Source organism: Winogradskyella psychrotolerans RS-3 (genome assembly GCF_000427335.1).
Classification (GTDB): domain Bacteria; phylum Bacteroidota; class Bacteroidia; order Flavobacteriales; family Flavobacteriaceae; genus Winogradskyella; species Winogradskyella psychrotolerans.
Window position 1 is genome coordinate 92,219 of sequence record NZ_ATMR01000176.1, and the last position, 24,851, is coordinate 117,069.

Sequence of the window (24,851 nt, forward strand, 5' to 3'; positions counted from 1 at the left end):
GAGTTTTAATTAGTGCTCTAACCTAAGTGTTTCGAACGATTGGATTCGGGATAATGTTAAATAAATGCCAAAATATAAAACAAAAAAACCTTTCAAAGTATTATTTTGAAAGGTTTTAATTATAACACATTAGATAATCTAGCTTTTAATAAATCTTCTAACCGTTTTATTTGTGCCAGATTTAATTTCTAAAAAGTAAACGCCTTTGGTTAAACTTGAAACATCTACGATGTATTCTAAATTAGATAATTCAATTGCTTTTAGCACTCTACCATTAATATCAACTATTGTTAATTGATCAATAATTTGATTCGACACAACCTCTAACACATTTTGTGCAGGATTAGGAAACAACCTTACAGATTGCTTATGGAATTGATTAATACTTAAAGGCGCTACAATTTCAGTACTTACCATATTGGTTATAATTGGCGCATTAAAATCAAAATAAATAGCCGCTTCACCTTCAATAATATCACCAACAACGACATCGTTTTTAGGCTTTATTCTAAACGCAATGTAGCCTTGCGACAGCTCTTCATCATCAGATTGTGCCAATAAATTAATGTTATCGTAAATAAACGCTACTTTATTTTCATTTGTGACTTCAACCGTATAATCGTGACTAGAAGCCAAAGGCTGTAATGTTTTCCAATCGAGTTTAGCGTCTAAGACATCTTCAATTCTTACATTGATTGCACTTGCTGTTCCTGTATTTTGAAAACGAATAATATAATCTAAGTAATTCCCTTTTTCTTCTTCAAAAATAGTTGAACCTTGTAACACACGTTTGTCATTAGGATCATACGAATTCACCACAATTTGTTCTAAAGTATAACTATTATCTTCTGGCGTGATATCTGAATTTACAGGAAGAATTTCTGATGTAAATACCAACACGTCATCACTATTTACAGTAGGTGGCATAAAGACATTAAACTCCAACTTGATTGTTCTTGACTCAAAAGGCGTTAAATCCGTAAAATCAAACATTATACTGTTTGTTGTTTGCGACGCAATAGTTTCATTAGCCGATAAAAACTAAGCATGGTGTCATCAAAAGCTACAGCTACTGAACCATCTAATTGCGTTGTTCCGATGTTACTAAAGATTAATTCATATGTAGCATCAAAGCCTGGTCTTGCAGGATTAACAGGCAACAACATCACATTAAGATCATCAACAATTTCATTGGCTTGAATACAAAAATCTATCAACTCTGTATTATTAAAATCCGTAAAGACCGTAGTTTGCGATTGAGGTCCAACGGTAAAATAATCTGGAAGACTAGATTCTAACGATGTGACATACGTATTAGACGATACATAATTAACGTACCCACCTTCAACACTTGTAAATGTTGCCGTAGTATCTACAACACTCTGAGACTGTATCATTAGATTTTTAATTTTAAAATCTGCTGCGTCACAACCATCATTATCAATGTCGTATTGCAATGTTCCTGTAACTTGATTTAAACAATCTTCTGTAAGAGTTATGTCTTGGTCTGTAAGTGCCTGAATTCTCAATGCTAATAAATTACCAACATCATCTACACATATAGTTTCTAAATTAGGAAGCCCTGGAAATGTTGTTGAATAGATCTGATCAATATTATCATTTCCTCCACTCTTAAAATTTACGTAAGTTAAGTTTGGATTATTACCGATAGAAAATATATTCATATTGGTACTATTACTTAAATCTAAATGTTCTATTAGTGTATTAGTACAGTTTAAAGTTCTAATATTAATATTTCTTAAATCTAATACCGTAAGAGGATTACCATAAACCGTTAATGCAGATAACGCTAAATTATTAGTAACATCTAACGCTGTTAAATCATTATTTCCAAGCCCTATCCCTGTTAATGCTGGCAAACCAGAAACATCTAATGAGACCAGATTATTACTTGTTAAACTAACTGATGTTAGATTTGGGTTATCACCCAAAATAACTTGTTCAGCACCAGCATAATTTGCACTCAAACGCTTTAAAGTCGAAACACTTGAAACATCAATAAGATCAATATTATTATAAGCGCAACTTAAGATTTCTAAGGCCGCAAAATCGGCAATACCTGTTAAGTCCGTAATATTAGAGCTTTCAATGTCCAATTCCGTAATAGTGTTTATTTTTGAAGTCGGAATTTCTCCATTTGAAGGACTTGTATCGTAACCCTGACTAATTAATTCTATTTCAAATTTTAGATCTGGTATTAATGTTACCTCTGATGCTGCAGCACATTCTGCTTCCGTTTCCACTAAAGTCACTGCACCACCTCTGTACCAGTTACCATAGTTTATATTGGCATTATCCACAAAAACGCAGTACAACTCCGGATTGTATTGAAGTCTCAAGGTCGTAAGAAGGTTATTATTTCCATTTCTCAAATAAGCGGTCTGCAATTGGTTGGCTTGAACTTTTAATGTGTTTAATTGCTGATTACTTTCAATATCTATAGTGGCTAGCTGATTATCATCTAGCTCTAAAATTTCTAAATTTGAATTTTGAGAAACATCAATTGTCGTAAATTGATTATCATTAAGTATTAAATCTGTTAAACCAGAAAGCAATGATGTGTCAATCGTTGATATTGGTGATTGCTGACATTCCAAATATGTAAGTGCTGTATTATTAGAACCAAAGACAAGGTTTGATACCAAGCCATAAGAACATCGCAATTCCGTTAATGCTATATTATTGGAAACATCTAAGGTAGAAAAACCACCACTTCCGCAATCTATAGTTTCTAACAATACATTATTAGAAAGGTCTAAACTGGTAAGTTGAGAAAGTGAATGCGCAACTATTGTTTTTAAAGCTGTGTTAGAACTTAAAACTAAAGTTGTAAATTGATTGATAGCACAGTTTAACTCTTCAAGTTGCGTGCAATTATTAACATTAAGAGTGGTCATCTGCATATTTGTACAGCTCAATATTCTAAGATTCACATTGCTCGATACATCTAAGCTAGCTAGATTATTACTACCTACATCAATAACCTCTAACGCTGTATTATTAGAAAAATCAACGGCAGTTAAATCATTGCTATTTAAATTAATATTCACCAAAGCAACATTGTTACTTAAATCCACTGTGGTTAACTCATTATCCTCCGCTTCTAATATTGTGGCATTTATAAAGAACTCAATCCCTGTAAGGTCAGAAATTCGTCCTGTACTTCCGCCATAACCACGTATTTTTAATCTCCCAGTTACAGCAGCTGCTTCAGATACAGAGATTTCATCATCGTTATTAGTATCTATAGTTGGCTGGTTCTGACTTACCAATTTAGCCTTGAAATTAGCATCAGGGAAATCGATTATCTGACTGAAGGCGGTTTGTGTAAAAAGCACACATAATAGAATTGTAGTTAGTTGTTTCATAGTAGGGATTTTGGGCGAAAATAGGAAAATATTAGTAAACTAAGTTTGGTTGACAAAATCTAAAGCACGTTGCTCATTACAATACGCCTTCCTTTTATTGATAAACATAACAAATCCTCCATGTTTTTGCACTTCTAAATAGAGATTAGAATGTTGCTTAGTCCACTCTACAGAAAACTAATGCCATAAAAAAAACCTTTCAAAATATAATCTTGAAAGGTTTTCTTTTTAGGTATAAGCTTCTTCTACTCTGAATATATTCGGAATGCTCTGAATAATTACTTAATTCTTTATAAACTTATTAGTAGATTTTGAATCACCAGATTGAATTTCCAAGAAATAAACTCCTTTGGTTAAGTTTGAAACATCTAAGCTGTATTCCAAATTAGACAATTTAATTTCTTTCAAAACTCTACCATTAATATCTACGACAGTCATAAAATCAATGATTTGGCTAGATGTGATTTCTAATTTATTTTTAACAGGATTAGGAAACACTTGAATCGTTTGCACATTAAACTCATTGACACTTAAAGATTCTACAATTTCCGTACTTACTGTATTTGTTATTATGGCAGGATTAAAATCGAAAAATATATCTGCTATTCCACTTATAATGTCCCCAACTTCTACATCACTTTTAGGCTTTATTTTGTAAGCGATGTAACCGTGAGAATTAGGCTCATCATTAGTGCTGTCTGCTAAGTTGATATTATTGAATATAAAACTCACATCGGTTTCGTCAATTATTTCCACACGACCTGTATGACTTAAACTTTCCAATTTGATGGTGGCCCAATCTAATTTATCATCTAAAATAGTTTCTACTCTTACATTTATCGCACTTGCTGTACCTGTATTTTGAAAACGGATTAAATAGTGTAAATATTTATCCGCATCATTAATAGAAATTTGGTCTCCTTCTAAAACTGTAATATCGTTTGGATCATAAGAACCTATAAGCGTTTGCTGTAAAGAGAATGTATTATCTTCTTCTGTTTCATCACCTGCAACAGGGCTTATTGTTGCCGTTGCAACTAGTTCATCTCCAATGTTTGTTGTTGGTGGTGCAAATACGTTGAACTCTAAATCTATTGTTCTTGTTTCAAAAGGATTTAGGTCTGTAAAATCGAAGGTTAATGTGTTTGCAGTTTGAGAAGCTACCGTTTCGCTTGCGTTTAAGAAATTTAATTTTGAATCGTCGAACTCAAAGGAGACTGAACCGCTTAGTTGGGTTGTGCCGATGTTGCTGTATACTATTTGGTAAGTAGTATTGAAGCCTGGTCTTGGGTCATCTTGCGATGGATATATACTAATGTTTAAATCATTATGAATACCTGAAGGTTCAATACAAAAATCTATAATCTCTGTATTCCCTATACCAACAAAATTTGAAGTTTGAGATATTGGGTTTGAGGTATAATAATAGGGGGTATTTTGAATTTCAGTTATATAATTGCCTTGTCCTGTAAACAATCTATAATCACCATTAATAGTTGTATACGTACCAATTGTTTCAGAATCACTTTCTGTGATTACCAATACATTGTTTAATAAAATAGAACCACAATCATTACCATTTACACTCAAACCAATGTTACCTTCTATTACATTTACTTCTGGGTTTAAATTATTTTTATACAAAATCACTTCATATTGTGATGTGGAAACCAAATCTAAATCGCCATCAGCATCAATATCTACAGTTATAATGGATGTAGGATTTGTAAGGTTACTGTCTATAATTTGTTTAGGACTAAAAGTTCCTAAACCATCTAAATTTTCATTCCAAGTAATTTCATTAACGTAATTACCACAAGAAACAATATCAAAATCGCCGTCTAAATCTAAATCACCACCACTAATAACTGCTCCTTGTGAATTATTAGTATCTATATTTTGTTCTAAATAATAATCATTATCATTATCTAAAGAATACCAGCCTTCGGCAAAAATAAGGTCTGATTGATTATCATTATCGAGATCATTTACAATGACGTTCTTTGAATCATAATCATTATATCTGTGACGACTTGTACCATTAGAAGAAAACCCACCGCTTCCATTATTATACATTACAGTTTCACCACTACTAACAGCATCCATATCCCCATCATCATCTAAATCTACCAAAAGCAACGAACTTGCATAATCGGAAATAAAAATATTAGTATCAGTATTTGCAAAATTACCTGCACCATCTAAATTCTCAAACCATCCTCCTTCGTTAAAAGATGTATATGCAATATCTAAGTCCCCATCACCATCTATATCACTTAGATTTACTGAACTATTTGTATTAGTCATAGCAGGTGAAACAAGGTGTTCAACTTCAAAACTCCCTAAACCATCTATATTTTCTATCCAAAAAATTTGAGAATAGGCAGTATTACTTTGTAAAGTTGACACCAAAACTAGATCATTATCACCATCACCATCAATATCGCCAGCAGAAATGATAGAAGATTGATTGATTGAGGTAGAGCCCCTTGAGGTAATAAATTTTTGGGTAGCAAAATCACCTAATCCATCTTGATTTTCATACCAACCAGTAATTCTATAGCTTGTAGATACTAAATCTAAATCAAAATCGCCATCAATATCAACGGCAATAACTGAATTAACATCTTGACCAGCGGACTTTGTAATATACTTAGCCTCACTAAAAGAGCCCTGAGAATCGGTGTTTTCATACCACTCAACCGAATTTAAACTTATATTAAAAGAACCTAAAAGTACATCAATATCTGAATCACCGTCAAAATCATCTGCAAAGACAGAGATTGGCTTAGATACGTTTGAAGAAATGATTTGCTCCACACCGAAATCACCTAATCCATCTAGGTTTTCGAACCAAATTAATTTATTATCATCATAAGCAGCAACAAGTAAATCTAAGTCATTATCAGAATCAAAATCAACTGTATATATAGATTTTACCATATTCAAATTATCGGATATAATATTTTCTTGACTAAAATTTCCGAAGCCTAGATTTTCTTGCCAAACCACAGAGGTATTAGTCGATGAAAAGATATCTTCATCCCCATCCCCATCAATATCAGAAATATGCAATTCGTTACGTGATGTACTATTAATAACTGTACCTGCTGAGAAACTGGATCCATTATTTATATTCTCATACCATACTACGTGATCTGATAAAGAAATCGATAAAACATCTAAATCTCCATCGTTATCTATATCAGATACCTCAACTCCTTTTGCATAATCAGCATAAGAATCTATTAATTGTTCGTTACCGAAACTTCCTAATCCATCAGTATTTTCATACCAAGCGATATCATCGTCATCAAAAGAAGACGACAATACATCTAAATCTCCATCATTATCTATATCAGCGGAAATAATTTTATTAACACCACTAGCAGAATTACTTATTAAAATTTCAGGTCCAAAATTCCCTAGTCCATCAAGGTTTTTAAACCAAACAATTTTATCTGTATAGGTGACACTTGGATCTGAAGCAGCAAGTATATCTAAATCCCCATCACCATCAATATCAGCAACATTCACAAATGTGGCATCATAAACAGTATGACTTATCTTATGAGGAAAAAATTCACCTAATCCATTTACATTTTCAAACCAAAGAATTTGATTGTCTTCTGAAGACGATAAAACATCAATATCACCATCACCATCTATATCAGCTGATAAAACAGAGGTAACTCGCCTTCCTTTATGGCTTTTATCAATAACTACATTTCTTTCAAACCCAATCTGCCCAAAACCAAACTGCAAGCAAAAAACTAAAATAACCGTACTGTAAAACTGTTTCATATAATTAATTTAAAAAATTACAAATTAACCCTTTCCAACTTCAATAACAAACTCCAAAGCACGCTGTTCATTATAATAAGCCTTTCCTTTTTGAATAAATCCAACATGCCCTCCATATTTAGGCATTTCTAAAAGGACATTAGAATTCTGTTTCGCTTCTTTTACGGGATAACATTCTGCAGATAAAAAGGAATCGTTAAGCGCATTAATTATTAAAGACGGTACTTTTATATTTGGCAAGAATTGCAAGCAACTGGCTTTCTCATAATAATCAAAAGCGTCCTTAAAACCATGCGCTTTTGACGTATAGACATCGTCAAAATCTATTAAAGTTTTAATTGAATCAAAATCCGCAACTGATATGTTATTAGGGAATTGCTCTAATTTTGGTTTCAACTTATCCTTTAAATGCGCTAAGAATCGAATCGCGTAATGTTTATTTTTCAAACTTAATAATTCTCCACAAGAGCCTTTTAAATCACAAGGTGTAGACACCGCAATAACCGCCTTTAGTTCCGTTGGAAGTTCCCTTCCTTCACCCACATATTTCAAAACCATATTAGCACCTAAGCTAATCCCTTTTATATAGATTTCATCATATTGCCCTTTTGACAATACATGCTTTACCGTAGCATCTAAATCTTCAGTTGCACCAGAATGGTAACTCCGAAACAAGAGATTAGGTTCACCACCACAACCTCTAAAATTAACCGCAACAGCATCGACACCATTGTTATTAAAGTGTTTTGCTGTTCCTGTAATATATGGACGTTGCGCATTACCCTCTAAACCATGTAAGAGAATAATGATTCTATTCGATTTTTGTTGCGCATAACTCCAATCTAAATCTAAGAAGTCGGTATCCGGAAGTGTTATACGTTCTCTAGTCTGATCTACTCCTTCAACTTTTCGAGCTAGTCCAGAAAAAACAGTTGATACAAAGCTTTTCTTAGCCCAGAATGGTGGTTTGTAGGTTGATTCTAATATTGGCATTTTCGGTATTCTGTATTTAGTTTTTTAATCGGATGATTATGTTAAACGTCAGTTCGAGTGTTCCGACTTTTTAGTCGGGATGTATCGAGAACTTTTTAAAGCATTAATTACTAACGACTTCTCGATACAATTTTTCATGCTTCGAAATCACTCGAAGTGACCACTGCAATGTAATTGTTATATTATTTAAACACAGTAAACTCTATAGACGAATCATTAAAGACTTTATGTGTTTGCTTTTGAAAATCCGCTTCCTTGGCTTCAAATATGTTATCGACATACGTCTGTGGATTCGCATCTATGTAAGGAAAGAACGTACTCTGAACTTGCACCTGAATCTTGTGTCCTTTTTTAAAGGTATGAAACACATCTTGCAACTTTAGATTTACCTTTGTTTTTTCATTTGGCACAAAAGGTTCTGGCTCAGACATACTATTTCTAAAACGTCCTCTTAGGACTTCACTGCGCACCATCATATGATAATTACTTAGTTTTAAATGATCTTGAACATCCTCTGTGTTTTTAGTATCTGCAGGAAACACATCAACCACTTTTACAATCCAATCTGCTGCTGTTCCTGTTGTAGACACGTATAACTTTGTTAAAATATCTCCAGCAAGTGTAACGTCATCTTCTAAGACTTCAGTTTCAAACGTGAGCACATCTGGTCGTCTTGAGGCGAAACGCTGATCGTCTGTCATGAATTTTCTTGGCGTAAACCCGACCTTAATATCTTCCGTGTATGGTACAGGTTTTTTAGGATCACTTATAAATTCTGACGCTCCATACATTTTATTAGGTCGTTGCGTTAAACGCTCATAAGGCTGCATGTAATAACTTTCCTTCGTTGCATTTTCAGGAGGCCAAACGTTAAAGGACTGCCATTCTTTGGTTCCTGTATTAAACATTTGAGCTTCAGCTAAATTAGTTTGTCCATTAGCTTCACCTTTTAAGAAATGATTAAAGAATTTGGTTTCAATATTTTTCTGAAAATGATCTGAAATGCTATCTCCAAAATGAATATTACCAACAACTTGTCTTTCGCTATTTCTAGCCCAATCTCCATGACTCCAAGGTCCAAAAACAACAGTATTATAATTATCGCTATTTTCTTCAATGCTTTTATACGTATTAAAAGGCCCATATAAATCTTCCGCATCAAACAAACCACCAACAATCATCGTCGCTGGTTTGATATCTTTTAAATGTTGAATAATCCCTCTACTCTTCCAGAACTCATCATAAGTAACATGGGTTTTTATTTGCTCCATAAACACATTAGTACTATCATAAAATTTATTCAATTTACTTAAAGGTGTATGATCTAAGAAAAATTGATGTTGATCTTCTGTTCCCATATCTGGAAATGCATACCAAGCTTCAGTTGTTGGCTCTTGTTTCATAGCACCAAATAAAGCTGTTGCTCTCCAATAACTTAACAAAAACGCACCATTATGAATAAAATCATCGAAAAAGAAATCTCCAATACAAGCTTGTGGAGACACTGCTTTTAAAGCCGGATGAGAATCTAACAAAGAATACGTGGCATAAAAACCAGGATATGAAATGCCGTAAGTCCCAACATTACCATTATTATTTTCAACATTATTTACCAACCACTCGATAGTATCATAAGTATCACTTGCTTCATCAGTTTGAGTTCCTGTTTTATTAGGAATATAAGCACGCATATTATCATAGATACCTTCACTGTTCCAACGTCCACGCACATCTTGATAGACCATAATATTACCTTCTTCCATAAGGTATTTATTTGGGCCAATTTTAGATTTGAATTCATCTTCCCCATACGGTTGGCAACTGTAAGGAGTACGCATCATTAGCATCGGATAAGTCTTAGACGTATCCTTTGGCGAATAAATAGTGGTATGCAACTTTATTCCGTCGCGCATTGCTATCACCACTTCTTTCTTTGTATAATGGTCTTGCGGATTATAAACCGCCTCAACTGCAAGTTCCGAAATCGCTTTAACAGAAGATGTTTCAGCGGGCTTGCAACTTGAAAGTGTTATAAAAATTAATAGGAAAAGCGTAATTCTTTGGAATATCATTGTCGTTAAATTTTGAAAAGTTTAAAGATAAGCAGTTAAAATTTTATACCTACAAGGTTTTTAAAACCTCGCAGGATAGATTGGATTTTAAGCGACTTCAACTGAAGTAAACTCGAACTTCCCTCCATCAAAAAGTCCTTTATCACTTAATTTTAATGCCGGAATCACCAATAAGGCCATAAACGACAAACTCATATAAGGAGCATGAAGCTTGCTTCCTAATTGCTTCGCCATTTTATCTAATTCGGAATACTGCTTTCCTATAACATCAGCGCTTTTATCACTCATAATTCCTGCCACAGGAAGTGCTACTACTTTCTCTTCTGAATCTGAAACTGCACAAATACCACCTTCATTTTCTATTAACAAATTGACAGCTTTACAAATAGCCTCATCTGAAACACCAACAGCAATAATATTGTGTGAATCGTGACCAACAGAACTCGCAATTGCACCTTCCTTTAGTCCATAGTTTTTAATAAATGCAATAGCTGGTGTATCATTTTGATAACGATTAACAACAACCATTTTTAAAATATCGGTTTCGGTATTAGATACTAGATTACCATCCTCAATCGTTGAACCTTCAATAATTTCATTGGTTACTAACTCTCCATCTAAACATTCAATAACTCTAATTTGTTTTGAATTTGATTCGAATCTAAAATCTGAAACTTCCTTTTTATCGGTATTAAAATTGTTTAAATTTTCAAAATCAACATGTTTGATTTTTGACACTCCATTATCATAAACCAGCTCACCATTGATATACGTTTGAAGCGTTTTAAAGTCTTTTAAATCGTCGACAACAATACAATCGGCATTATCACCGACATTCAGCAATCCTACATCTAAATTGTAGTGCTTCACCGGATTCACACAAGCAGCTTGTAATACTTTAAAGACATCATTACCTTTAGCAACAGCTCTTGCACAAACTTCGTTTATATGTCCTAATAGTAAATCATCTGGATGCTTATCATCACTACAAAACATCATGTTTTCGTAATGCTCGTCTAATAAATCGATAAGCGCATTAAAATTTTTAGCAGCACTACCCTCACGGATAATAACCTTCATGCCTTTTTGAAGCTTTTCTAAACCTTCATCATAGGTGAAACATTCATGATCTGTAGAAATCCCTGCTGAAATATATTTAGTTAAATCGTCACCTCGCAATCCTGGTGCATGGCCATCAACTGGTTTATTGTAATGTTTTGCCCATTCGATTTTCTTCAACACTTCTGCATCATCATAAATGACTCCGGGATAATTCATCATTTCAGCCAAATACTTAATATCATGATTCGCCATTAAGGTTTTAATATCATCAGAATCAATCACTGCTCCTGCCGATTCAAAACTCGTCGCGGGCACACAAGAAGGTGCTCCGAAATTGAATTTAAAAGGGGTTTTCTTTCCGTTTTCAATCATAAATTCCACACCTTTTACACCAAGTACATTGGCAATTTCGTGTGGATCTGAAACCGTAGAAACGGTACCATGATTTACAGCAATCTTCGCAAATTCACTTGGCACCAACATTGAACTTTCAATATGAATATGCGCATCTACAAAACCGGGTAAGATGAAATGATTTTCTTCGCAATCCTTTTCTACGATAGATTCAATTTTACCATTTTTAATAGTCACTTCCCCTTTGTAGATGTTTCGATTTTGAATATCTACGATGTTTCCTTTTAATATCAAATTGTCTATTTTATTTTATTATAAAATCACTTAAAATTAAAAAATATAAAACTATTAAACAATTAATTGTTAATTGTTTACATCAATTTACCGAATCTCAACTTTAAGTCTGTTTTTTGTATTGTTTGTCACTTTAAATCGTTCGTCAGCACGTTTACCTACGACCCAAACGACCTTATTATCGGATGTTAATAACCATGTGTTTTCTTTTTCAACCAAAGACTGTTTTTCATCTTTAAGGTATTTACTCAGCTTCTTTTTACCGGTCATTCCAGAGGGTTGAAAAACATCTCCTTCTTTCCATAATCTTAATTCTAATGGAAATTTTAAGAGGTCTCTATCAATGAAAATTGTGTTTTTTGAAACCTCAAAAAGGCCTTCAACGTTATCAAAAGAAAGCTTACCTATCGGTGTTTCTATTTCTTTATTATTTTCATTGATTAATAGAGATTCTTCACTTCGCTCAGAATGACAAAAATCTGTTAGGATTAAAAACTCGCGATGCTTAATCAAACGATGTGAATTCGATTTTACTAATTTACCGGATTGTGCATCTAATAAATCAACAATATCATCCCATTCTGTAAAACCATAGCCCTTAAACAGTTCAAACAAATACGCTTTAGGGTTAGTAACTGACTTGAATTCTGAAATTTTATAGGTTATTCCCGACTCATCATTACTTACAATAGCTCTCTTTGCAAAATCATTTAAATTATCTTCAATGAGACCTGCTGTATCATTAAGATTAGAGATGGTACTTTGAAAGCTGTCTAATAATTGCGGGTTGATTTCTTTTAGAATCGGAACAACTTCGTGTCTCAATTTATTTCTTAAATACTTTCTTGAAGCATTACTTGCATCTTCTCTCCACAAAATGTTTTCCTGATTTACAAAGGCTTCAATTTGTACTCTTGAGAACGGCAACAAGGGTCTTACAACATTATCATTAATCATCGGGATTCCGGTTAAACCGTTTAATCCTGTTCCTCTTGTAAAGTTGATAAGAAAGGTTTCCAAATTGTCATCTGCATGATGCGCTGTTAAAATATAATCGAATTTTAACTGTTCTGCTAATTCTTTAAACCAATCGTAACGCAATTCGCGCGCAGCCATTTGAATAGACCGTTTATGCTCTTTTGCATAGGCTTCTGTATCAAAATTCTGAATAAAAACTTCGGCATCTAATTCTTCGGCCAACTCTAGAACGAAGTCTTCATCCTTATTGCTTTCCTCTGCTCTTAAGTTGAAATTACAATGGGCTAGCGAAAAATTAAGATTAAGACGCTTACATAAATGCGCTAATACAACGCTATCTATTCCACCAGAAATAGCAATTATAAACTTTCCTTCTTTTAAAAATGAAAGATTCCTATGGATATGTATTTGAAAATCGTTTTGCACATTTCAAAGGTATTGAAATTTATGGTTTCTAAAACCGACTCTTTAATGTTGTTGTAGGAAGATTCAAAAAGCGATATTGCCTTAATGATAATCTACATATTTAAACGGATGTTAAAATGACTTTTATCATATTGATGTGTTTTCTTTTTAATTAACTTTAAAAGAATTTAAAATTATTAGGTCATGAGTGTAACAGAAAAATTAACATCAGAAACAACACGAAATACCTTTGAAAAAAAGATACTTTCTGCATTGCCACATTTACACCCTTATGTAAAACATAGAATTTATATCGCTGAAACCACTGGTATTCTACCTAAAAATATGTTTTCGTCTAATGGACTAATAGACGAAAGTGTTATAGTTTTATACAGTGAAGACTTTGATGTTGATGCTGATACAGAAGCTGTAAAACTAGAGTTATTTAGAATTGTAGATAACTATATGAATGTGTTGTTTAAAAACGAAGCGTTCCATAAAAACACGATCAGTACAGATGATATTCTTAAAAAGGAATTAGATAAACTGAGTGAAGACTATACTATTGACGGTGATTTCGATTTTATTCTAAATACTGAGCTTAACGATATTTCTTATCATCAAGATCAAGAGCATGCCTTGCATTTATATTCGGATAAAGAAACTTCCATTTTAAAAGCCTTTGATATTAAGGATTTATCTATATCTAAGTCTCCGAGAGTGTTTGGGCAACTTTACAATTGGCTACCGTTTAATGTCTCTAATATTGTAGATTTATACATTATAGGTAAACTCGATTTTGAATCTATTGCTAAGATTAAAAAGATTGAACAGAAACGGGTTGAGGCGATTTTTGATAAGGTTAAGCGTACATTTAGACGGCATATTGAGTGATGGTTGTTGGTTGTTGGTTGTTGGTTGTTGGTTGTTGGTTGTTGGTTGTTGGGATACTAACACTAATTTATTTTACAATAGAGGAAAGCTTCAAAATAAATATAATTAAGCTAAAACCTGAGACTGTGACTAAAAACTACCCTTCAAGGGCTTCACGCATTGCTTTTGCTTTAATTAAACATTCCTCATATTCTTTAAGAGGGTCACTTTTTGAAGTGATGGCTCCTCCAACGGAATATGAAATGTATTTTTTTGATTCATTATAGAGAATACTTCTAATAATCACATTAAAATCGAAATCACCTTTTGGTGTGAAATAACCCACTGAACCAGAATATAAACCGCGTTTTGTTTCTTCGAGATTTTCAATTATTTTCATGGCTGAAATTTTTGGAACACCTGTCATGCTTCCCATCGGAAATGTAGATTTTATAATATCTACGACATTTCTTTCTGGTTCCACTTTAGACTGAACCGTTGAAATCATTTGATGCACTTGTAAAAACGAATACACTTTACAAAGCTCCTTCACCTCTACACTACCTTTTATAGCGGTGTGCGATAAATCGTTTCGAACCAAATCGACAATCATTATATTCTCACTTCGTTCTTTTGGATCTAGCGATAAGTCTTCTGCGAGTTTTAAGTCTTCCTTCTTATCGCCTGATCGCTTCGCCGTCCCTTTAATGGGTTGCGAAATAATTGTTGTTCCATTCTTTTTAATATAACGCTCAGGCGATGCAGACATCATATATTTATCTTCAAATTTTAAAAAACTGGCAAAAGGTGGCTTTGAAATAGCATTCAGTTTATTAAAAGTTTCGAATGGATTTATTTCGCTGTCTTCTGCATAAAACTCTTGACAAAAATTAGCTTCGTAAATATCACCGCGTTGAATATGAGATAACATTTTAGTTGCTTTCTCAAAATATGAGTCTTTGTGGATTCTTAGTTTTATTTTGATGTCGTTTAATGAACTTCTACTCACTTCGACTTCGCTCAGTGACCGACGCTCAGAATGACGTTCTACGTCATTTAATATAGCTTTTAAATCATCCTCAATCTCATCATCAACCATTTTGAGATATTTTATTTCAACCTGGTTATCTTTAATAAAAAATAGCTTCTTCGGCTGAAAGAAATACAAATCAGGAAAATTTAAGCCATCAAAATTATTAGATTTTAAGGGTTCTGTCGTGTTTTTTAAATCGTAGGTGAGATAACCGAAGATCCAGTCGTTTGTTAATGTCTGATATTCCTTTAAACGTTCAAACGCATCAAAATAATCGGTGCGTATTGTTGTAAACGCATCGACTGCCAACACAGCATCGTAACTACTATATTGATCCTTGTGGTTATTAGAATCTAACCAAACGATATCATCAAATTGCTGACTCCAAAGCAATAAATTTTGCTTAAAGGTCTCACTGTTTTTTAGTTGATGAATGTGTGTTGTTCTCAATAGAAATATAATTGCTGCAATTTACCGAAATTAAAATTTGGTAGGAAATAAATTTGAATCCAAAGCAATTTCATGGGTTCTATAAGAATTGTATATTTCAAAAAAATAAAATCAATGTATAGTTTAAAGAATGATCTCTTAGAGGTTAATATAAAACCTAAAGGCGCCGAGTTATGTAATATTACTTCAGCAAAGCATAAAACCGAATTTATGTGGCAAGCTAATCCTGAGTTTTGGGGAAGTCACGCGCCAAACCTATTCCCTATAATCGGTTGCATGAAAGATGATACATACATCTACAATGACAAAACGTATCATATGCCAAAGCATGGTTTTGCAAGACATAACGATAATTTCTCGATTAAAAATCAGTCAGATTCTAGTATTACGTTTTCATTAGTTTCAAATGAAGAATTGTATACTTACTATCCTTTCTTGTTTGAATTTGAAATCACTTATACACTTTCAAAAAACATCTTAACTATTACTCATAAGGTTACCAATTTAGACGACAAAGCACTTTATTTTTCTTTAGGTGGTCATCCTGCTTTTAATTGTCCGCTTTCGAAGGATGAAAATTATACCGATTACTTTTTAGAATTTGAACAACCTGAAAACAGTCAATCTCACCTATTAAATATGACTAATGGTTTGTTAACGGACACTACGAAACCCGCATTTACAGCAGGAAACAGAATACAGTTACGACCAGACTTATTTAATGAAGACGCTTTAGTTTTTAAGGATTTGAAATCGAGAATAGTTAGTTTAAAGCACAAAACCAAAGGAAAAATCTTAACTGTAAATTTCGAAGATTTTAAACACTTAGGAATTTGGGCAAAACCAAACGCTCCTTATGTTTGTATTGAGCCTTGGTTAGGTTTTGCTGATAACGAGACTACAGACCAAAAATTAGAAACTAAAGAAGAAGTTCTAAAATTGGATGCTGGTTCTACTTTTAATGCGAGCTACAGCATAGAAATAGACCAAAATCACTTATTATAAATCGTTTAGACTACTTTGAATTGAATTATAGATTGCTGTTTTAATTTTATTGAAGTAAAATGCCCTATAATTTAAAAAGTATATTACTTTGCTTTAACAAAATGTTAACACCATCCTATGAGCTACCAAATCCTAAAAAACAATGTCTTATTTCTCCTTTTTATAATCCTATCGCTTTTATCTCAATTTACATTTGCTCAAGACAATGATGCGTATAGTTTATTATGGAAAATTGAAGGCAACAACTTAGATTCCCCTTCTTACTTATTTGGAACCATGCATATTGACGATGCTAGAGTTTTCAACTTTAGCGATGCTGTAATGCCAGCCATTGAAAGTACAGAATATTTTGCTTTAGAAGTTAATGCAGATTCTTTAATAACTGCTATTATGAATAAGACATATGACATCACTGCAAACGATTACTATAAAAATCTACTAAAACCTAAGGATTATAAGCGTTTATTAAAACGATTTGAAGACGTTAATGAATACTCTTTAATAGACTCTGAAATTATGAGTCCAGATCAAGTATTAAGCTTGCTCATACCTGATATTGATAAAGATGACGACAAGTCAACTTTTGTAGATCTATATCTTTTAGGTCAGGCTCGCACCATGAATAAATCGATTACAGGATTAGAAGATGTAGAGGATCAAATGAACTATTTTGATAATCTTTCTGACGAACAGAAAACAGAAGAAATTTTAAGTCATTTAAGTATTGATGTCGATAGCATTAATAGAACTAAGGAAATGATGACTAAAGTTTATGCGACAGGTGATTTAAATAAAATTGCTGCTTTTGTAGGTCAATACGACTTTATTGACGACACTATGATTTCTAGAAATAAGGTTATGAGTACTAGCATTATAGATATCATGAAAAAAGGGAGTCTATTTGCTGGTGTAGGAGCTGCTCACTTAGTTGGAAAAGGCAATGTTATTGAATTATTACAAAAAGAAGGCTTTAAAGTCAGTGTTGTTGAAGCTAAATTCACAGGAGTTGCAGACACTTATAAAATTGACTCATCAAAAGGCATTTGGTACAATTATACAGATAATGATTTAGGATTTCGGCTAGAACTACCAAAAGCACCCAATATTAAGCAAGATTACGACAAGTTTACAATCTATGGTTACGGAGACATATCTACTGAAACGAGCTACCTTTTTATGGGATTCGATATAGGTTATACCTTAGCACAACCTCAGATAGACACTTTCTTAGAAACTATGGTCTCTAATATTATTGAAAAAAGAGAAGGAGTCGTTATTCATCGTGAAGAACTTACTGACTCAGATCTAAATGGGTATGATATTACCGCTGAATTACCTGATGATAACATGATAAAAGCAAGATTTATCACAAAAAATAATCATTTCTATTATTTCTCAGTCGAAACATCACAAGATCAAATCGACGAAAATTATATTAAGCGTTACTTTAATTCAATTAAGGTTGAAGGAGTTGAACCAAAACCTGAAACTAAAGGTTGGCGAGAGTTTAAAAGCGAAAAGGGCGCTTTTTCACTTCAAATTCCAGTTGACGCCAAAGAGGTATCTAGAGAACACCCTAATCCTATTGATCTAGAAGGAGAGCCTTATTTTCTTAACCTCTATATGGCAACTGATACTGATAATTCAAACAATTATTTAATTCGCTATAACGACCAACCTTTGGGCTATTTTCTCCAGAATCTTGAAATAGCATTTAAAGAAACTGAAACTACCCTAACTCAAACCTCTACACTATTAGCAGAACCAAAAATTATTTACTTAGATGGTATCGAAGGCCGCGAATATGAAATAAACATTAAAGACAAATTCCATTCTATTGTACGTGTTTATTTTAGAGGTAATAGAACTTACCTTTTATTAAAGCAAAAACTTAATGAAACGGAAAAAGTAAGCGTTAACGACGAATTTTTTAATAGTTTCACCTTACTTCCATATCAAGACACAGATCTTACCGATTACGAATCACCAAATAAAGGTTTTAAAATAAAACTGTTTGAAAAGGTAAAAGAAGTCATTGACACATTGGATGCTACGGATTCTAATGTTCTCGATTCTTATGATTACACTTCATTAAACCCAAATTCTGGAAGCATTTACCAATATGGCTATAATAATATCGGCAAATATTTTAGAATAACTAGCCATAAAAAACTTCTTGAAGACTATAAGAATGCCTTAATTGAGTATAACGATAGTATCATAAGTGAAAAAATCGTAGTTAAAAATGGGGATTCATTAATACAATTTTCAGTTAAAAATAAATTATTCAAAAATACGAGTCGCCAAGTAGTGAATCAATTTTGGTATAATAATTACAGACTGCATATTTCTAAAGCAATAGTTACTGACGAAGAATTAAAAAGTGGTATTGTAGAAAAAGTTTTCTCTTCCATAATCGCACAACCAATAACATCAGATATCGACATTTACGAATCTAAAGCGAAGTACATTCTTGAAGATTTAAAATCTAAGGATACAATAGTCTATAATGGAGCTCTAAAAGCATTTGATTATTATGAATTTGATAAAGATGATTTGCCCGTTTTAAGCAAAGCACTTAATCATTCTTATTCAGAAGAACATAACGATGTCATAAAATCTAATATTATCTATGAATTCAGTTTAATAAATGAAGAATCATCTTTAGATATTCTTGAAACGTTATATAATAAACCCACCACATCAGATAATCTAAAAACGGATATACTCATTACCATACCTGCTATTGAGTCCGAAAAATCTCTAGTACTTTATAATAAATTATTGTTTTCAAATCCACCGACTGCAGACAACTCTTATGACTATAGCTTGCTTCAACCGTTTAACGACTCACTGAACTACACGCTAGAAAATTATAATAAACTACTCACACTTCTACCTCTAACGCAATATAGAAAAGACATTATTTATTTATCTACGGATCTCTATAATTCTGATTTAGACACTAATAATATTGTAAAATCTCATTATAATAAAATTTTAGAATATCTACCTTCAGACTCAGAACTGTTTTTTAATCAATCTAAAACTGAACTAGAAGAAGATGAAGATTATACCTACTACAATATAATGGCTGCCTATTTGCAAAGTCTTAATACTGTAAAATATGATGACAGCATTAGTAATACCATTACATCGACACTTTTAAATAGAGATGATGATAAATGGTTAAGGTTATTAGCCATTACCGCTAGAATTTTTAATGAGTATACTATTTCAGATGAAATTTTAAATCAATATTTAGAAGATAAATATTACAGATTTGAAATCATGGAAGCTTTTCATAAAATCAATAAGTTAGAAGACATAGATGAAAAATTCCTTAAGGAGAAGGAATTTGCAAAGCTATCCTTTTACAATTACGCTGGAGAAGACGGCGGTTATCCGGATGAAATCACGTTTTTGAAAAAAATTAATAGAAATAACGTAACGTTTTATGCGGTAAAATTTAACTATATAGAAGAGGAACCTAATGAAACCTTTTCATATATAGGTATTGTTGGTCCTATTAACAAATTATCTCAAAACGAAGCGTTTAAAATGTATGATTCCTCTAGCTATTGGGATGAATATGATGAGGATTGGGAAACAAAAATAGAACCTCTAATCACAGATTTTTTAGAGTTCACTAAATAGTTATGTATTTACAACTATCTTTGCACCTTAAAACAGAAACGTGACTTTTAACGACCTTAATTTAAATACACCTTTATATAACGCTTTAGACGATTTAGGATTTGACACTCCTACTCCTATACAAGCAGAATCTTTTAATGTAGTAGCTGCTGGTAAAGATGTGGTTGGTATTGCACAAACTGGTACTGGTAAGACACTTGCCTACATGTTACCGATATTAAGAAATTTGAAATTTTCGCAACAAGAAAATCCTAGAGTTTTGATTTTAGTACCAACACGTGAATTAGTGGTTCAAGTTGTTAGTGAAATTGAAAAATTCTCTAAATACATTAACAATCGTGTTTTAGGTGTTTACGGTGGTACTAACATTAATACGCAAAAACAAGCTGTTGCACAAGGACAAGACATCATTGTTGCCACTCCTGGTAGACTTTATGATTTAGCAGTGAGCCGTGTTTTACAGTTAAAGTCCATTCAAAAATTAGTAATTGATGAAGTTGATGTAATGTTAGACTTAGGTTTTAGACATCAACTACTTAATATTTTCGATATTTTACCTCCGCGTCGTCAAAACATTATGTATTCGGCTACGATGACTAAAGATGTTGATGATTTAATTACTGACTTTTTTAAAAGTCCAACAAAAATATCAATCGCAGTTTCTGGTACTCCTTTAGAAAACATAAAACAAGAACGTTTTAATGTTCCTAATTTTTATACCAAAGTTAATCTGTTAGAACATTTGCTTCGCGATAAAGACGAATTCTCAAGAGTCTTAATTTTTGTGGCTTATAAGAAAATGGCAGATCGTCTTTTTGATCAATTGGAAGAATTGTTTCCGAATGAAACCTGTGTCATACACTCTAACAAAACCCAAAACTACAGGTTGCGCAGTATTGAGCAATTTAGAGAAGGTGAAAACCGCTTATTAGTTGCCACAGATGTTATGGCAAGAGGTTTGGATATAGAAGGTGTATCTCATGTTATTAATTTTGACACACCAGATTATCCTGAAAATTATATGCACAGAATTGGTAGAACTGGTCGTGCTGAAAAAGAAGGACATACTATTTTATTCTCGACTGAAAGCGAACAAGAAGGCTTAGAACGCATTGAAGAATTAATGCAAATGAAAATTGAAACCCTTGAGATTCCTGAAGATGTTACAATTTCAACTGAATTAATCGAAGAAGAGCGTCCGCAAATACGAGAGCGAAACAACCCGATTAAGCGTCGTGATGAAGATGCTCCTGGACCAGCGTTTCATGAAAAATCTGAAAAGAACTCTAAAGAAAACTTAGGTGGTTCTTACAAATTCAAAATTGCAGCAAAATATAAGAAGCCGAAAACTAGAGGTGATAAAAATTATAATCAACGGAATAAGAAATAAGCGCTTCTACTCTAGTTTTAATAAGTCGTCGCAATGCCTATCATAATCTAAACAAAGAATTCCTAAAGTATCTAAAAGTAACTGATTCAACTCTTTGTCTTTAGGCTTAATAGCATATGCTAATTTAAATTCTGAGTAGGCGCCTGAAATTCTGCCTTTATTTAAGCGCTGTTTTCCTGATTTAATCAAAAAATTAAAAGCATCCCTATCTTTCTTTATAGCCCAAGCCAATTCTTGCTTATGTTGCAACCTAGAATGGTCTAACCAACTTGGAATATATAATGTAATAACCAACACCATAACAAGGAACAATATTATTCCAAAATTATAACTTCCTTTATTATTTGAGTATTGAAGTTTAAATTTTCTACTATAGGTTGGGATCGCAGTAAATGAGCCCTTTCGTTGCATAGAAAATGGCTTACGAGGACGCATCCCATAAATCCATTTTTGCAAACCCAAACCCATGTAACCCATAATATTACCTTTATATTATAGGTCTGATATTTGAAGGTTTTGTTACAGTTTTTTTAATAGATTATGAAATAATAACAGAATGTTAAATAAGTCGTTTGAGTAAAACAATTATTTATCAAATTGAAATATCATTAATAAAAAAGACCTGTTAGATTTTTAAAATCTGACAGGTCTGAAATTATTTTATAACTTTAAAATGTTACTGTCCACTAACAGCCTTCAAAGAATCTAGTTGACGTTGTAAAGTATTAATCTTATCGGTATTATCTTCAATCCTCGGAATAGACATTAATGAATCCATTTGTTGTTCCATAATGTCTTCATCTTTTGGTTTTTCGTTATAAAAATAACCAATACCTTCACTCGCTCTCCAAGCTTCGTTTAATTGATTATAAACTTCTTCATCCCATGTACTCGGATGCTTTACATCTATCCAAATAACATCTCTGTATTCACTGTCTATCAACACTAAATCTGGTGTTGCAGAACCGTCAAATTGCTGGGCATCCGTTGAGCTAATTGATGATATTGTTCCTAGGAAGAACATACGCTTTCTGCCTGCAATATCTTTTATATAAGGTCTAAATTCTACTGGTGTACTTGCCGTCCAATCGTATTCTTTTTTAGATTCTTTTACTTTTAATGGCATCGCAGAAACACCTGCATAACCTTGCTTTTTAGTCGCATGATCATAATAATATAATTTATCAGTTCCATCAGCAGGCACAAACACACTATAACTTAAACTGGTACGCTCATCTCCCACTGGCTCTAAGCCAAACCAATGATACAATCCACTGTAAGCATCACTATTTGAACCCGAAAAATTGAAGTCAGTAACATAAGGTTGTTGATTTTGATCTTTAGGCATCACAGGAATTTTCACAGCCGTTTTCATGTTCCAAGGTAAAGGATCACTAAAGCCTCCTAAGAATTTTAACGATTCTGCTTCAAGTTGAGACACCTTTTCAGATAAGGTATTTTGTTTCATTAAGAACGGATAATTTTTAATGTCATCTGGACTTACATACGTTCCTTTTCCAATTAAAATCCGCTCCATATAATCGTTAAAATCGTGTTCTCCGTTTTCAATAATCATCACACCGCCAAAACTTGGATACGGAAAAAAGAAACCTTTCCATTTAATTAAACTCACCACTTGCACCCATTCACCATTATCATTTTTCATATAAAAGGTATCACTAGGCTCGTGATTAAATAGCATCCAAGGATTAAAGCGCTGCACTACGGCATTGTAAGTGTTTCTACTAAATTTTAATGACTCACCAATTGAAAACGTCACATCAATACGATTCTCATTAGAAAATCTAGGAAATGGAGTGGTACTACTTACCGAAAAGACTTCTTCCGTATTATCGCTAATACGTTGCATAACGTACTTTTCACTCGGTTGAATGGCCATGGTCCATTTATTCTGACCATCTACCCTTACTAAATGTGGTAAGGACACATCTTTAGTTTCACCAACACTTTCATTGGCCATCGAAAAAACATTCCTTAACGGCTGAATACGTTCATTTTGGGTTAATGGCAATTCGTTTATTTCAACTTTATCTATACTATTGAAAACATTATACGTTTTCATATAGTCGTACATTTTATAGTGCCAACCCACAACATACAATAATCCAAAGAAGATAATGAGTAACGCTAAAACGGCTAATCGACTTCCTACTTTAGCTGATTTTCTGAATTTACGTAAGCCGAAAAACAGAAGTAATACACTTACCGATATAATAAAAATATACTTTCTTAGAAATAATAAAACAGGTTGATAGTCATCCCTAAAAAAGAATAATAACACTAATAATAGCAATACTACGAAAACAGTGATTCGTTTTTGTTTGCCTCCTTTGTTCCAATAGTTTTTTATCATGATTTTCTGTCATTCCTGCGAAGGCAGGAATCTATATTTATTAAACGTTTCTTGTAGATTCCGCATCAAGTGCGGAATGACAAGCTATTTTTTCAAACCCTAAATTAATCTAAGCTTATTATTACATAAGACCCTTATCTTTCAAACGGTCACGTGCACTTGGTTTTTCTACTTCAGGTTCTGTTTTAATTTCTTTCTTTGCTTCCTCAACCACTTTAGGTTCTCTGGTTCTTAGATCCTCTATAAAATCTTTACCTTTTTCAACTACATCATCAAATTTATCTTCTAAAGATTCACTTTGCTCTTCAATAACTTCAGACGATTTAATTACAAAACCAGCAATGTAAGTTCCTAAAAGCGTTCCAACGGCAAAAGATGCAAATGCAGAAACGCCATTGTAACTACTAAAAACAGCAATCGGTGTTAAAAACTCCACGATTAAAGCGGATACCAGAACCAAACTGACCACAAAAATAATACGTGGTAAAAGCGATTGTTTGTAAACAAATCCTTTTGGATTATCAGGACTCATTTGTAGCTCTTTACTATTGACTATTTTATTTAAAAAGCGATATGTAGTATTGCTATTAGATTCTCTCCAATACAGAAAGATTCCGAATAAAATGGCGGCTATAAATATAACGAGTTCAATTCCCATGGTTGTAAAAGTTAGAAGTTGGAAGCAGTTAAGATTGAAGCACGAAGCTTGAAGCTAGAA

General features: G+C 32.9%; 15 protein-coding genes. 4 read left to right on the plus strand and 11 right to left on the minus strand.

The window, feature by feature from the left end:
- Positions 1 to 138: 138 nt before the first annotated feature.
- From ADIWIN_RS16090 to tilS, 7 genes are all read right to left on the minus strand, one after another.
- A complete protein-coding gene (locus tag ADIWIN_RS16090) occupies positions 139 to 993 on the minus strand; it encodes a T9SS type A sorting domain-containing protein (protein WP_020894583.1) in 855 nt (284 codons plus the stop codon).
- Positions 993 to 3,389: a leucine-rich repeat domain-containing protein gene (locus ADIWIN_RS16095; protein ID WP_020894584.1), complete on the minus strand. Its 2,397-nt coding sequence runs from the start codon at positions 3,387 to 3,389 to the stop codon at positions 993 to 995. Before ADIWIN_RS16095 ends, ADIWIN_RS16090 begins: the two co-directional genes overlap by 1 nt.
- A 282-nt stretch (positions 3,390 to 3,671) precedes the next feature.
- Complete coding sequence (locus ADIWIN_RS19760) at positions 3,672 to 7,193, minus strand: T9SS type A sorting domain-containing protein (protein ID WP_020894585.1); 3,522 nt, start codon at positions 7,191 to 7,193, stop codon at positions 3,672 to 3,674.
- A 24-nt stretch (positions 7,194 to 7,217) separates the two neighbouring features.
- Positions 7,218 to 8,186, minus strand: a complete 969-nt coding sequence (locus tag ADIWIN_RS16105; protein ID WP_020894586.1) for a YheT family hydrolase — start codon at positions 8,184 to 8,186, stop codon at positions 7,218 to 7,220.
- A gap of 182 nt (positions 8,187 to 8,368) precedes the next feature.
- A complete protein-coding gene (locus ADIWIN_RS16110; RefSeq protein ID WP_020894587.1) occupies positions 8,369 to 10,258 on the minus strand; it encodes a CocE/NonD family hydrolase in 1,890 nt (629 codons plus the stop codon).
- A gap of 87 nt (positions 10,259 to 10,345) precedes the next feature.
- Positions 10,346 to 11,968 (minus strand): adenine deaminase, encoded by a 1,623-nt coding sequence (ade, locus tag ADIWIN_RS16115; protein WP_020894588.1) that lies wholly within the window; start codon positions 11,966 to 11,968, stop codon positions 10,346 to 10,348.
- A gap of 87 nt (positions 11,969 to 12,055) precedes the next feature.
- Positions 12,056 to 13,372, minus strand: a complete 1,317-nt coding sequence (tilS, locus tag ADIWIN_RS16120; protein WP_020894589.1) for a tRNA lysidine(34) synthetase TilS — start codon at positions 13,370 to 13,372, stop codon at positions 12,056 to 12,058.
- 183 nt (positions 13,373 to 13,555) lie between these two features.
- Between tilS and ADIWIN_RS16125 the strand changes: the two genes are divergently transcribed.
- Positions 13,556 to 14,245, plus strand: coding sequence for a hypothetical protein (locus ADIWIN_RS16125; protein ID WP_020894590.1), 690 nt, complete (start codon positions 13,556 to 13,558; stop codon positions 14,243 to 14,245).
- 136 nt (positions 14,246 to 14,381) lie between these two features.
- On the opposite strand, the gene ADIWIN_RS16130 is transcribed toward ADIWIN_RS16125, so the two are convergent.
- Positions 14,382 to 15,707, minus strand: a complete 1,326-nt coding sequence (locus ADIWIN_RS16130) for an anthranilate synthase component I family protein (protein ID WP_020894592.1) — start codon at positions 15,705 to 15,707, stop codon at positions 14,382 to 14,384.
- A gap of 114 nt (positions 15,708 to 15,821) precedes the next feature.
- Here ADIWIN_RS16130 and ADIWIN_RS16135 point away from each other — a divergent pair, with 114 nt between their 5' ends.
- From ADIWIN_RS16135 to ADIWIN_RS16145, 3 genes are all read left to right on the plus strand, one after another.
- Complete coding sequence (locus ADIWIN_RS16135; RefSeq protein WP_040757631.1) at positions 15,822 to 16,712, plus strand: aldose 1-epimerase family protein; 891 nt, start codon at positions 15,822 to 15,824, stop codon at positions 16,710 to 16,712.
- Between the two features lie 117 nt (positions 16,713 to 16,829).
- On the plus strand, positions 16,830 to 20,369 hold the full coding sequence (locus ADIWIN_RS16140) for a TraB/GumN family protein (protein WP_020894594.1): 3,540 nt from the start codon (positions 16,830 to 16,832) through the stop codon (positions 20,367 to 20,369).
- A 40-nt stretch (positions 20,370 to 20,409) separates the two neighbouring features.
- Positions 20,410 to 21,759 carry a DEAD/DEAH box helicase gene (locus ADIWIN_RS16145; RefSeq protein WP_020894595.1) on the plus strand — a complete coding sequence of 450 codons (1,350 nt, stop codon included), beginning with the start codon at positions 20,410 to 20,412 and terminating at the stop codon, positions 21,757 to 21,759.
- A 6-nt stretch (positions 21,760 to 21,765) separates the two neighbouring features.
- On the opposite strand, the gene ADIWIN_RS16150 is transcribed toward ADIWIN_RS16145, so the two are convergent.
- The 3 genes from ADIWIN_RS16150 to ADIWIN_RS16160 form a co-directional block, all read right to left on the minus strand.
- Entirely contained in the window at positions 21,766 to 22,236 is a 471-nt protein-coding gene (locus tag ADIWIN_RS16150) for a hypothetical protein (protein WP_040757619.1), read from the minus strand.
- Positions 22,237 to 22,435: 199 nt separating this feature from the next.
- Complete coding sequence (locus ADIWIN_RS16155) at positions 22,436 to 24,133, minus strand: hypothetical protein (RefSeq protein ID WP_020894597.1); 1,698 nt, start codon at positions 24,131 to 24,133, stop codon at positions 22,436 to 22,438.
- A gap of 121 nt (positions 24,134 to 24,254) precedes the next feature.
- Positions 24,255 to 24,791, minus strand: coding sequence for a hypothetical protein (locus ADIWIN_RS16160; RefSeq protein WP_020894598.1), 537 nt, complete (start codon positions 24,789 to 24,791; stop codon positions 24,255 to 24,257).
- Positions 24,792 to 24,851: the final 60 nt, after the last annotated feature.